Source organism: Mesorhizobium sp. NPDC059025 (assembly GCF_042739655.1).
Taxonomy (GTDB): Bacteria; Pseudomonadota; Alphaproteobacteria; order Rhizobiales; family Rhizobiaceae; genus Mesorhizobium.
Map to the genome: position 1 here is coordinate 698175 of NZ_JBHYIM010000001.1, position 12275 is coordinate 710449.

Genomic DNA, 12275 nt, shown 5'->3' on the forward strand with positions numbered 1-12275 from the left:
GTTTTCAGGTACGCATGACAACCGAAACATTCATTCATTCCGCTGCCGTTGTTGAGTCCGGTGCCCAGATCGGCGTCGGAGCCCGCATCGGGCCATTTTGCCATGTCGGATCCGATACGGTCATTGGCGACAATGTCGAACTGGTGAGCCACGTTTCCGTGCTGGGTGGAACGACCATCGGCGCCGGCACCAAAGTGTGGCCGATGACCGTGCTGGGCGGACCGCCACAGAACACGAAGCACAAGGGTGGCCGCACGACACTGGTCATCGGCGCCAATTGCACCATCCGTGAAAACGTGACGATGCATCTCGGCACCGACAACAGCCGTGGCGAAACGACCGTTGGTGACAACGGCAATTTCCTTGCCTACGCACATATCGGTCATGACAGCGTTGTCGGCAAGAACGCGACATTCGCCAATGGCGCCACGCTTGGTGGCCATTGCGAGGTCGGCGACAATGTCTATATCGGCGGCCTGAGCGCCGTTCACCAGTTCGTGCGCGTTGGCGACAATGCTTTCCTGGCAGGCTGTTCGGCCTTCGTTGGCGATGTCATTCCTTATGCCATTGCCATGGGCAACCGCGCCAAGCTGCGCGGCCTGAATATCGTCGGCTTGAAGCGGGCTGGTCTGCCGCGCTCCGAAATCTACCTGCTGCGGCGCGCTTACCGCGCGATCTTCGACCCCTCGCGCACTGTTGCCGAGAATGTCGAACTGGCCAAGGCGGAGTTTTCCGGTTCCCCGGCGGCGATGAAGATCATCGACTTCATAACCAGCCGTGGCAAGCGGCACTACACCGTGCCGCCGCTGAAGGGCGGGGCCGATGACGACGCCGACGACGACAGCTGAGGGCGGTGGCCGCCTTCAGCTCCCGCCGGATGCCAGGGTCGGTATCATCGCCGGTGGCGGCAGGCTCCCGACTGACGTCGCCAATGGACTCGGCGAACAGGGACATAAGCCCTTCGTCCTGATGGTACAGGGCGAGGCGTTGCCGGAGAGCGCGCTCGGGAAATTTGAGCACGAGGTGCTTTCGCTTGAGAACATCGGTTCTCTGGTCGGAATCCTGAGACGCCGCGGCATCACGCATGTCGTGCTCGCCGGCGAAATCAGGCGGCGACCACGACTTGGCGCTATGCGCTTCAACCTCGGTCTGCTAGCCATTGTTCCACTTGTGATTTCCGCGCTGGCACGGGGGGACGATGGCCTTCTCAAGGTGGTCGTTCGCGGGCTTGAGGCGCGTGGTTTCACCGTTGTCGGGGCACATCAGATCGTCCCGGACCTGACGGCGACCGAAGGAGCCTTGACGCGCCTTGCTCCGTCCACGGCCGACTGGAAGGACATTGAGGCCGCGCACGAAGCTGCAATCGCTATCGGCATGCTCGACATAGGGCAGGGTGCAGTGGCGGTTGGCGGTCGTGCGATCGCGCTGGAAGGGATCGAGGGAACGGACGGCTTGCTGGCACGCGTGAGAGAATTGCGCGGGCATGGCCGGCTGGCTGGAAAGAAGGGCGGCGTGCTGGTCAAATGCGCCAAGCCCGGGCAGGAGCTCAGGGTGGATCTGCCTTCCATCGGCTTGCAGACCGTTGAGGGCGCTCACGCCGCCGGTCTGGCCGGCATCGCTGTGGAAGCCGGCCGCTCACTGGTTTTGGATAGCTCGGCGGTGATCGCAAAGGCGGATGCGCTCGGCCTCTTTGTGGTGGGTCTGCCAGCCAAGGAGCGGATCACATGACGGCTGGGCCGCTCCGGATCGCCATCGTGGCGGGTGAGGAATCCGGCGATCTGCTGGGTGCCGATCTGATCGCTGCGCTCAAGGCAAAGACCGGCCGTGAGATCCAGCTCGTCGGTCTTGGCGGGCGTCATCTCAAGACGCTCGGTCTCAATCCGCCATTCGATGCCAGCGAGATCGCCCTGATGGGATTCAGTGCCGTGCTCGCCGGCTTGCCCCGCTTGATCCGCCGTATCGGCCAGGTTGCCTCGCTGATTGCGACCGCAAAACCGGACTGCCTTGTTACCATCGACAGTCCGGATTTTTCGCTGCGCGTGGCGAAAAAGGTACGCGCGGCCAACCCGGCCATCCCGATCGTGCACTATGTATGCCCGAGCGTGTGGGCATGGCGGCCGGGCAGGGCGCCTGCGATGAAACCCTATGTCGATCATATCCTCTGCATCCTGCCGTTCGAAGCGAAGGCGTTGGAGCGACTGGGTGGACCACAAGGAACCTATGTCGGCCACAGATTGAGCCATGATGCCGATGTGTTGCGCGCTGCTGCAGCGCAGAACGCGCCTCGTGATCTTGGTGAGGACCGGGAAAAGACACTCCTGCTTCTGCCTGGCTCGCGGCGTGGCGAGGTGAAGAAGCTGCTCGAACCCTTCGGAGAAACCGTCGCGGTGCTCGCCGAACGCGGCCACAGGATGCGCCTGCTGTTGCCAACCGTACCCCATGTCGCGGAATTGGTACGAACGGCCGTTTCGTCCTGGCCACAAAAGCCTGAAATCATCGTGGATGCGGCACGCAAGTGGCAGGCATTCGGCGAAGCCGACGTGGCGCTGATTGCCTCAGGCACGGTTTCGCTGGAGTTGGCGCTGTCAGGCGTACCGATGGTTTCGACTTACAAGCTCGATCCGGTGGCAAAGCTGCTTCAGAAGCTTATCACCACCTGGTCGGCGCTTTTGCCGAATCTCATCGCCGATCGGGCGCTGGTGACCGAATTCTACGACATCTATGTGCGGCCGCCGAACCTTGCCCGCCAGATCGAGGCCTTGTGGTCGGACAGCGGACTTCGCACATGGCAGAAAGACGGGTTTGCCGAGGTGCGCCGCCGCATGGCGACCGACCTTCCGGCAGGCGAAATCGCGGCTGCTGTCGTCTTGGGGGAAATCGACAAGCACCGCTGATATCGTGGCTGCGTTGAACTGGCGCCCTAGCTCGCAGAGCCAGAGGCAACGGGCTCTGCGTTTTTCTTCCAGTCACCCGTAGTGTTCCACCAACGATTGGGATTCTCGCTGTCGTCCAGGCCCCTTGATCTGCTGCTGAGGATCGACTGAAGGCGGATTACGGGCTCCTGGTAGCTGTGTGTCAGAAAGATTGCCTCGACCACCTTCTCGGCCAGTTGCTGATCTTCGGGTATTTCAAAGAATATCTCAACGACACCGGGTCGCCTGCGGAGGTCGGTCTCCGGCCCGGCTGCCGCGCCTTGCAGTGGGCGATAGCGTTCCACGCCCTCCGCTGTCTGATAGGAGTTGCTGTCGTATTTTCCCATGACGAGCGGAATGATCGCGGTGACTTCGGCCATGATACGATCGACGTCTTCCATGGGTGCCTGAAAAGTCACCAGCAGCACGGATTGCAGGGTGACGGACCGGGTCGCAAAAGCATTCAGCATCTTGGCGTGCTCCGTGAAAAGAAACGAGCCGAGAATAGCCATGTCCTCCTGACAGGCTTGAGTCAGGAGTCGCCGGTGCCGAAACGAAAACAGCCGGCCTCGTAGCCGGCTGTCCATTGCTGGTCGGGAGTTTGCAGTCTGATTACTTGTCTTTGCCAAGCGCGGCGTCGACGCTCCACGCACCGGGACCAGCCGCGGCGATGAAGAGAAACACGAAGCAGAAAAGCATTGCCGCTTCGCCGCCATTGAGTACCGGGAAGAAGGCCTGCGGGGCATGCGCGATGAAGTAGGCGAATGCCATCAGGCCGGAGAGGATGAAAGCCACCGGGCGCGAGAACAGGCCAATGATCAGCAACAGGCCACCGACGATTTCCAGGACCGCGGCTGTCGTGGTCATGCCATTGAGCGGATAGGGGAACGGGGCTGGCCAGCCAAGCAGCTTCATAGTGCCGTGCGTCAGGAAAGTGGCTGCGGTCGTGATGCGCAGGATGCTGAGCAACTGTGGCGCCCAGGGCTGAAGAAAACCAAATTTCATATTGTCCCTCAATATCTCGTTTGAATGGTTGCGGGTGATCTCAAATGCAGCGTGTGCTGGCAATCCGCACCTAGCGGGGAAATGCGGCGGGGGCCATCTGTGCGCGGTCAAATGACGAGCCTCGCAAATCAACAGTTGTTGAGAGGGGCGTGATGTCCTGGCCGTCGCCGGACAGCGAAGACAAAGTCTTGCTGTGGTTCAACGCATATGAAAACCGCCCCTGATGCAGCGGCATCAGGGGCGGCGAAACGTCAGCCGAGGCGTGAACGGTCAGCGCTTGGCGATGGGCACATAGTCGCGCTCTGGCGCGCCGGTATAGAGCTGGCGAGGACGGCCGATCTTCTGGTGTGGATCCTCGATCATCTCCTTCCACTGCGCGATCCAGCCGACCGTGCGTGCGACGGCGAACAGCACGGTGAACATGGTGGTGGGGAAGCCGAGCGCCTTCAGCGTGATGCCGGAATAGAAGTCGATGTTCGGGTAGAGCTTCTTCTCGATGAAATATTCATCGGTCAGCGCGATCCTTTCGAGCTCGATGGCCACATCGAGTGTCGGATCGTCCTTGATGCCGAGTTCACCCAGCACTTCGTGCGTGGTCTTCTGCATGATCTTGGCGCGCGGATCGTAGTTCTTGTAGACGCGATGACCGAAGCCCATCAGGCGGAACGGGTCGTTCTTGTCCTTGGCGCGGGCGATGTACTCCGGGATGCGGTCGACGCTGCCGATCTCGGACAGCATGTTGAGCGCGGCCTCGTTGGCACCGCCATGCGCAGGTCCCCACAGGCAGGCGATGCCGGCTGCGATGCAGGCGAATGGATTGGCGCCCGAAGAACCAGCCAGCCGCACCGTCGAGGTCGAGGCGTTCTGCTCATGGTCGGCATGAAGGATGAAGATGCGCTCCATGGCGCGTGCCAGCACCGGATTGACCTTGTATTCCTCGCAAGGCACGGCAAAGCACATATGCAGGAAGTTGGCAGCGAAGTTGAGCTCGTTCTTCGGATAAACGAAGGGCTGGCCAATGTGGTATTTGTAGGCCATCGCAGCGATGGTCGGCATCTTGGCTATGAGGCGCACGGACGCAACCATGCGCTGGTAAGGATCGGAGATGTCGGTCGAGTCGTGGTAGAAGGCCGACAGGGCGCCGACCACGCCGCACATGACCGCCATCGGGTGCGCGTCGCGGCGGAAACCGGTGAAGAACCGGGTCATCTGCTCATGCACCATGGTATGGCGCGTGACCCGGTAGTCGAAATCGTCCTTCTGCGCCTTGGTCGGCAGTTCGCCGTAGAGCAGCAGGTAGCATACCTCCAGGAAATCGCCGTGCTCGGCGAGCTGATCGATCGGATAGCCCCTGTGCAAGAGCACGCCAGCATCGCCGTCGATGTAGGTTATGGCCGACTCGCAGCTCGCCGTTGACGTGAAGCCGGGATCGTAGGTGAAAGCTCCGGTCGTCGAATAAAGCGCACCGATGTCGATAACGTCCGGACCGACCGAACCGCTTCGGACCTTGAACTCGTGGGTCTTGCCGTCGAGCTCCAGTTTCGCCGTCTGTCCGGTCATTGCAAACTCCTTCTTGTTCCCTGGTCTGCAGGCCAGGACGATCCGCTACGCGGAACGCCACAAGCCCTTGAAATGCGCGAGATTACAGCCGCCGGAATAGTTAGGGCTGATTGATCCGGCGGCAATGTTGCACCGCAAAAGAAACCTTTCAATGCTAAAGTTCTTGGACCAGAACTCCTAATCGATTTGATCTGCGATGCGAGCAAGACTTTCGTCACGACCAAGCACGGCGAGCACGTCGAAGACGCCGGGTGAGGTGCTGCGGCCGGTCAGTGCCGCACGCAGAGGCTGCGCCACCTTGCCGAGTTTGACGCCCGCCGTTTCGGCATAGGCGCGTACCGCGGCTTCGGTCGTGGCGACGGTCCACTCGTCAAGCGCCTGGAAATGGCCAAGCACGGCTTTGAGAACGGCCTTTGCGTCGACGTCGAGCAGCGAAGCTGCTTTTTCGTCCAGTTGCAGCGGTCGCTGGGCCGCGATGAAATAAAGACTGTCGGCCAGTTCCACCAGCGTCTTGGCGCGTTCCTTCAGGCCGGGCATCGCCTGCAGCACCTGGGCTTTCTTCTTGTCGTCCAGCTGGTCGACCAGTGCTTCCCCATTGGGCAGATAGGGCAGCGTATCGAAAAACACCTGGGTCAGCGCCGCATCGTCCATACCCCGCATGTGCACGCCGTTCAGCGCCTCAAGCTTGGCGAAGTCGAAGCGGGCAGCACCCTTGTTGACGTCGACGATATCGAACCACGACACCATCTGCTCGATCGACATGACCTCATCATCACCATGGCTCCAGCCAAGGCGGGCGAGATAGTTGAGCAGCGCCTCAGGCAGGTAGCCCATGGCGCGATAGGCCTCGACGCCGAGCGCGCCATGACGCTTGGAAAGCTTTGCACCATCGGCACCATGGATCAGGGGAATATGCGCCATCTTTGGCACATCCCAGCCCATGGCGCGATAAATCGCGGTCTGCCGGGCGGCATTGGTCAGGTGATCATCGCCCCGGATGATGTGAGTGACACCCATGTCGTGATCGTCGACCACGACAGCATGCATGTAGGTCGGCACGCCGTCCGAGCGCAGGATGATGAAATCGTCGAGATCTTTGTTGGGAAAACGCACCTCTCCCTGCACGAGATCGTTGACCACGGTCTCGCCTTCGCGCGGCACCTTGATGCGGATCGCACCTGCCACACCCTCCGGAGCCTCGGAAGCATCACGGTCGCGCCAGTGGCCGTTATAGCGCGGCGGCAGCCCTTGCGCGCGGGCGGATTCACGCATGACGTCCAACTCGGCTGGCGTCTCGTAGGCATAATAGGCCTTGCCCAGCCGCACCAGTTCCTCGGCGACCTCGCGGTGGCGCGCGGCGCGCTGGAATTGCGAAACGGCCTCGCCGTCCCAGGTCATGCCCAGCCAGCTCAGTCCTTCGAGGATGGCGGCGGTGGCGGCGTCAGTCGAGCGCTCGCGGTCGGTATCCTCGATGCGCAGCAGCATCTTGCCATTGGTGTGCCTGGCATAGAGCCAATTGAACAACGCCGTGCGTGCGCCGCCAATGTGCAGATAACCGGTGGGGGAGGGAGCGAAACGGGTTACGACCTGATCGGACATGGAACTCTCGGGAAGAAGCGCAGGAGCGCGGACTTTCGTTGTTTGGGCGTTCATGTAGCATAGGAGGTCAGGGGCGCAAGGGGCAGGCCCGATGGCTGGACCGGGGAGGGTTGGGCGAGGGGGCGCTGATGCCGAACAGGGCATCAACGAGCGTCTTCTATTCGTGTCTCCGGCCGTCGATGACAGCAATGCCGCGGCGGCATCGCCTGACATTCAGCCGATCGGAATGCCATCATCGCTCGATGATCTGCTGGCAGCGCGCCAGCATCCTCGTTCCGATGCCCTGGATATGCCTTCCGGCGACAAGCCGTGGCTGGAAACCCGCTGGCAGAACTTGCGAAAGCTGATTGGCGGGGACCTGCGCGGCCCGTTCGCCGGGGCGATCGCGTTGGAGCTGGATCGCGGCGTCGCGTTCCTGTTCGCGCCGGTCTTTCTCGGGGCTGGAGCGACGGTCTATTTCTCACTCGATCGCGAGCCTGCCTTCGCGCAGTTGATTGCCGGCAGTGCTGTCCTTGCTGTCATTGCGCTGCTTTCACGCTCCCGCCTTGGCTTGCATCTCGCCGCGATGGCCGTCCTCTTCCTCGTGCTCGGTATCCTTGCCGGCAAGGTCGAGACGTGGCGCATGCCGAGCAACGTACTGGGAGCACAGGTGTCGACCAGGGTGACAGGCCGCGTCATTTCAGTCGAGCCGATGGCCAGTGGACGCACGCGGCTGACGCTCGACGTCATCGGTACTGAAAAGCCCAAGCTACGCTATCAGCCGGAGCGGGTGCGGCTTTCGGCTTTGGCAATGCCGGCCGAAATCCGCGCCGGGTCGATCGTTTCCGGCTATGCCCGGCTGATGCCGCCAGCCGGTCCGGTGCGGCCCGGCGGCTATGATTTTTCTTTCGAAAGCTATTTCGACGGGATCGGCGCGACTGGGTTCTTCATGGGCAAGCCGAAGCTTGAACCCCTGGAGAAGGTACCTGCATCGCTGCCCACTCGGCTGTCGGTGGCCGTCGAGACCGCACGCGAAACGATCGCGGATCGCATTCGCGCTTCGATTGGTGGGCCTGAGGGCGAGATCGCCGCGGCACTGATTGTCGGCGTGCGCGCCGGCATTCCGAACTCCGTCAACGAAGCCATGCGAAGGACGGGTATCTATCACATCATCTCGATATCCGGCCTGCACATGGCACTCGTCGCAGGAACCGTGATGTTACTGCTGCGCGGCGCTTTCGCGTTGTTTCCGGATTTCTCAGCGCGCCGGCCGGTCAAGAAATATGCTGCGTTCGCAGCCATTTGTTCGATTTCCGCATATCTCGCGATCTCCGGGGTGGTGGTCGCGGCGGAGCGTAGTTTCATCATGCTGTCGGTGATGCTGATTGCGGTGCTGTTCGACCGAGCGGCGCTGTCGATGCGCAACCTGGCCATCTCGGCGATGATCGTGATCCTGACCGCGCCGCATGAAGTGGTCGGTCCGTCTTTCCAAATGTCGTTCGCCGCGACTGCCGCCTTGATCGGCGCGTATGCGGCTTGGGCGCAACGGCGCGAAGTCATGCCTACCCCGGCACCGCTGGCACGCTCGTTCACCGGCTTTCTCGCGCACAAGTCGCTGATTGCGGTTGCTGGCATGGCTGCAACCTCGATCATCGCCGGCCTTGCCACGGCGCTGTTCGCGGTCTGGCATTTCCAGCGGGTCTCACCCCTGAGTTTGTTCGCCAACCTGGCGGTGATGCCAGTGGTTTCGTTTGTCATGCTGGCTGCCGTTCTCAGCGCGATTGCCATGCCGTTTGGCGCCGATGAACCGTTTCTCTATGCGATGGGCAAGGGACTGACGGTGATGATGGTGATCGCGGACTGGATTTCGCAGCGCTCCCCGGTCGACGGGGTTGGCCTTGTCTCGACGCAATCGGTGCTCTTCATTGCCGTGGCGCTTGCCATCGGTGCGATGGCGACGACATGGCTACGTTTGCTGGCATTGCCCTTTGTGCTGGCCGGTCTGATAGCGATGGGCAATGTAGAAACGCCCGATGTGTTGATCTCGGAGGACGCACGGCTCGTTGCCCTGCCAGTCGGCGATGACAAACTCGCTGTCAGCCGGGCACGACCCAATCCCTTCACGCTCGACAACTGGCGCCGGGCGCTCAACGTAGAGACGACGGTCTTGCCAGAAGATGTTTCGAGTGACGTCGAACTGACTGTCGAAAATGCACTCGACATGCCGCTTGGCACGCCATTCCTGTGCACTCGCCAGCTGTGCTTCGCTCGCCATCCATCTGGGGCTGTCGTGGTGACGACCGCTCGCATCGATGCAGCCAGATCGGCTTGCGGAGTCGCGGCACTCATTGTGATCGACGATGCGACCGCACCAGATCCCTGCAACGATCCGACTGTGGTGGTGGTCACCAAGCAGGATCTGGCCCGCGTCGGCAGTGCTGCGGTGCGCTTCGATTCCTTGCCAGATAAGCCGGCTAATATCTTGTTCGCGATCGATGCCAAAGATCGACCCTGGCATGTCCAGCGTGAATTTACGCGCGAGGCGAGGGGATTGCCGCCTCGCCTTGAAAACACGCCTAAATCCAAGCCCAAACCGTTGAACTCAAACCACCCCGCCCATTCAGACACACAATTTCCCGGAAAGTCTGTTTCCGGCAATCTGTAGTCGGCTAAATTTGTAGGGTGTCCGGTCTAATAGCGACGGATCAATCCGACCAGTTTACCTTGTACCTTGACCCGATCCGGTCCAAAGATTCGTGTTTCATAGGCAGGATTGGCTGCTTCCAACGCAATCGAGGCGCCCTTGCGACGGAAACGCTTGAGCGTCGCCTCTTCCTCATCGACCAATGCCACGACGATCTCGCCGGGATTGGCCGAATTGGCATTGCGGATGATGACCGTATCGCCATCGAAAATGCCGGCTTCGATCATGGAGTCGCCTTTGACTTCCAGGGCGTAGTGCTCGCCTCCCGAAATCATGTCCGGCGGTACGGAAATCGAATGGGTGCGGTGCTGGATCGCGTCGATCGGTACACCGGCAGCGATGCGTCCCATCACGGGGATGGAAACGGAAGCTGCGACGTCGTCGTCATTGCTAGGCGCCTGCAGGCGTTGCGGCTCCTTGGGTACAGAACGCCCCAGGCTGCCCTGGATGACCGCCGGAGAAAACTTCCTGGCTGCGTTAAGGCCGGGAGCAATCGAATCCGGCAACCGCAGCACTTCCAGCGCGCGAGCCCGGTTCGGCAATCGGCGGATGAAGCCACGTTCCTCCAGAGCAGTTATTAGCCTGTGGATTCCTGACTTGGAGGCCAGGTCCAGCGCCTCTTTCATTTCGTCGAAAGAAGGGGGGATTCCGCTTTCCTTCAGCCGTTCATGGATGAAGAGCAAAAGCTCATGTTGCTTGCGTGTCAGCATCGCCACCCTCCGTGGAACGGAACCGGAATCAGAAAAACAAACCCGGAACAAACACTATCTGTTCCATTTGTGTTCCGCAACCATTTAAAGTTTAATGAATTTGTTGACGCTTTGTTCAGCCTAGCAAGAAGCCAGGCTGTTCCCTGTTGCCATATCTCCCGTCGCAGAGCAGGCCGAAGGATGCTGCCCTACCCTTACTCGGCAAATAGATTCTCAGCCATGTAGTCCACGAAAACCCGTACTTTGGGCGAGAGATGGCGATTTGTCGGCCACAATATTCGGAACGTACCCGTTTCGCCGAGATAATCCGTCAGCAGCGATACCAACTTGCCTTCGGCCAGTTCTGCAGACACGGCGAACGGCGGCAGACAGGTGATACCGAAGGACCGTTCGGCGAGGTAGATCAGCGGCTCCAGCGTGCTGGCAACGGTGGTCACGGGAAGATCGAGTTTCAGGTCACAACCGCTGCGCACGAGGGGCCAGGGCTCGAGCCGCCCCGAATTCGCGTAACGATGGTGGAGACAGCGGTGCTTGAGCAGGTCCTCCGGCACTCTGGGCGTACCATGTTCGGCGAGATATTTCGGTGCCGCGACGAGTTTGTGCCGAAAAGTACCGAGTTTGCGGCTTATCAGGCGCGTGTCCCGGATGTCTCCGGTGCGGATCACCGCGTCAAAGCCCTCTTCGATGACGTCGACCAGCTGGTCTGTAAAATCAAGGTCGAGATTGATATCCGGATATTGTTCCATGAAGGCCGATATGGTCGGCATCAACAGCATGCCCGCGAGCGGGAGAGAGACGCGAAGCTGTCCTCGGGGGCTCGCCTGCGATCTCGCAAGCTGGATCTGCGCTTGCTCGTATTCCGATTGAATGCGCCGGCAGGTTTCGAGAAAGAAACTGCCTTCCTCTGTCAGAGCCATACTCCGCGTCGAGCGGTGAAAGAGGCGGGCGCCCATTTCGTTTTCGAGCCGCGCAATCGCCTTGCCGACGGCCGAGGCCGTAAGGCTGAGCCGGCGCGCGGCACCGATAAAGCTACCGGCTTCCGCAACCTGTACGAAGATACCGAGTGGTCCAAGCTTGTCCAATTGCGGAATTTTCTTCGTTATTGATGGGAGAGAATGGGCATTTATCTGCTCATCTGTCCTGAATATCCAGAGGTTGCCGCGGCAAGATCGCCGCAATCGTCAGATGGAGACACTCATGGACAAGCCTACCGCAGCCTTTTCTGCATCTCCTCAGTCAACGACTTTTGTCGTGAACGTCATTCACGCCCATCCAGGAAAGCAGGAGGAGGCGTTTGCTGTCATCCAGGATGTCGTGCACTACGTGGCAGAGCGCAAGGAAGGTTTTCTCTGGAGTACGCTCGCCAAGAGCACCGACGGCGAAACCGTCGTCAATGTCGAAGCAATCCACGGTGCCGGCAATGTCAGCGAGTTTTTCTCCGATCCTGTATTCCTGGAGAAATTCCGGAAGCTCGACACCGTATCGAGAAGCGAATTCCACACCTACACGGTCGATGACCTTGTCTTGCCGAAGCGCGCAGTGAAGTGATCGTCAGATGAACTGCCCGGGGCAGCACTGGATATCCAGTTGTACCACTGCCGCTGACAGCATCGAAAACAGGCGCACCCATCGCTTCAGGTGAGCCGAAAATATCCGGGAGCCAGCGGCGGACAGGAGTCTGAACAGCCCGAACAAAGTGACGTTGTCGGCTCCCGGTATTGTCTCAGAGACCGCATCCTCGGGTCTCGTTCGCACAAAGTCGCCGCAAGAAGACCTTAATTTATTTCGGAACGTGTATCTGCCAGC

11 protein-coding genes are annotated in these 12275 nt (G+C 60.4%); 5 read left to right on the forward strand and 6 right to left on the reverse strand.

Features of this window, described 5'->3' with window-relative positions; genetic code table 11:
• The first annotated feature begins 14 nt into the window (after positions 1 to 14).
• From lpxA to lpxB, 3 genes are read left to right on the forward strand one after another with little or no spacing between them, the layout of a single operon-like run.
• Complete coding sequence (lpxA, locus tag ACFWYE_RS03390; protein WP_129415081.1) at positions 15 to 848, forward strand: acyl-ACP--UDP-N-acetylglucosamine O-acyltransferase; 834 nt, start codon at positions 15 to 17, stop codon at positions 846 to 848.
• Positions 823 to 1728 (forward strand): LpxI family protein, encoded by a 906-nt coding sequence (locus ACFWYE_RS03395; RefSeq protein WP_379109551.1) that lies wholly within the window; start codon positions 823 to 825, stop codon positions 1726 to 1728. The genes lpxA and ACFWYE_RS03395 overlap by 26 nt, the downstream gene beginning before the upstream one ends.
• The gene (gene lpxB, locus ACFWYE_RS03400) at positions 1725 to 2894 is read left to right on the forward strand and encodes a lipid-A-disaccharide synthase (RefSeq protein ID WP_379109553.1); all 1170 of its coding nucleotides are present in this window, start codon (positions 1725 to 1727) and stop codon (positions 2892 to 2894) included. The genes ACFWYE_RS03395 and lpxB overlap by 4 nt, the downstream gene beginning before the upstream one ends.
• Positions 2895 to 2920: 26 nt before the next feature.
• On the opposite strand, the gene ACFWYE_RS03405 is transcribed toward lpxB, so the two are convergent.
• The 4 genes from ACFWYE_RS03405 to gltX form a co-directional block, all read right to left on the reverse strand.
• Positions 2921 to 3382 (reverse strand): hypothetical protein, encoded by a 462-nt coding sequence (locus ACFWYE_RS03405; RefSeq protein WP_379109758.1) that lies wholly within the window; start codon positions 3380 to 3382, stop codon positions 2921 to 2923.
• Positions 3383 to 3524: 142 nt separating this feature from the next.
• The gene (locus ACFWYE_RS03410) at positions 3525 to 3917 is read right to left on the reverse strand and encodes a DoxX family protein (protein WP_379073042.1); all 393 of its coding nucleotides are present in this window, start codon (positions 3915 to 3917) and stop codon (positions 3525 to 3527) included.
• Between the two features lie 270 nt (positions 3918 to 4187).
• Positions 4188 to 5477, reverse strand: a complete 1290-nt coding sequence (gene gltA, locus ACFWYE_RS03415) for a citrate synthase (RefSeq protein ID WP_129415086.1) — start codon at positions 5475 to 5477, stop codon at positions 4188 to 4190.
• A gap of 177 nt (positions 5478 to 5654) precedes the next feature.
• Positions 5655 to 7076, reverse strand: a complete 1422-nt coding sequence (gene gltX / locus ACFWYE_RS03420) for a glutamate--tRNA ligase (RefSeq protein WP_379109555.1) — start codon at positions 7074 to 7076, stop codon at positions 5655 to 5657.
• A gap of 91 nt (positions 7077 to 7167) precedes the next feature.
• Here gltX and ACFWYE_RS03425 point away from each other — a divergent pair, with 91 nt between their 5' ends.
• On the forward strand, positions 7168 to 9720 hold the full coding sequence (locus tag ACFWYE_RS03425) for a ComEC/Rec2 family competence protein (protein ID WP_379109556.1): 2553 nt from the start codon (positions 7168 to 7170) through the stop codon (positions 9718 to 9720).
• A 26-nt stretch (positions 9721 to 9746) separates the two neighbouring features.
• Here ACFWYE_RS03425 and lexA read toward each other — a convergent pair whose 3' ends face one another.
• Together lexA and ACFWYE_RS03435 are read right to left on the reverse strand one after the other, a co-directional pair.
• Entirely contained in the window at positions 9747 to 10469 is a 723-nt protein-coding gene (lexA, locus tag ACFWYE_RS03430; RefSeq protein WP_379070873.1) for a transcriptional repressor LexA, read from the reverse strand.
• 194 nt (positions 10470 to 10663) lie between these two features.
• On the reverse strand, positions 10664 to 11551 hold the full coding sequence (locus ACFWYE_RS03435) for a LysR family transcriptional regulator (protein WP_379109558.1): 888 nt from the start codon (positions 11549 to 11551) through the stop codon (positions 10664 to 10666).
• 115 nt (positions 11552 to 11666) lie between these two features.
• Between ACFWYE_RS03435 and ACFWYE_RS03440 the strand changes: the two genes are divergently transcribed.
• Entirely contained in the window at positions 11667 to 12017 is a 351-nt protein-coding gene (locus ACFWYE_RS03440; protein WP_379070879.1) for an antibiotic biosynthesis monooxygenase, read from the forward strand.
• Positions 12018 to 12275 lie beyond the last annotated feature (258 nt).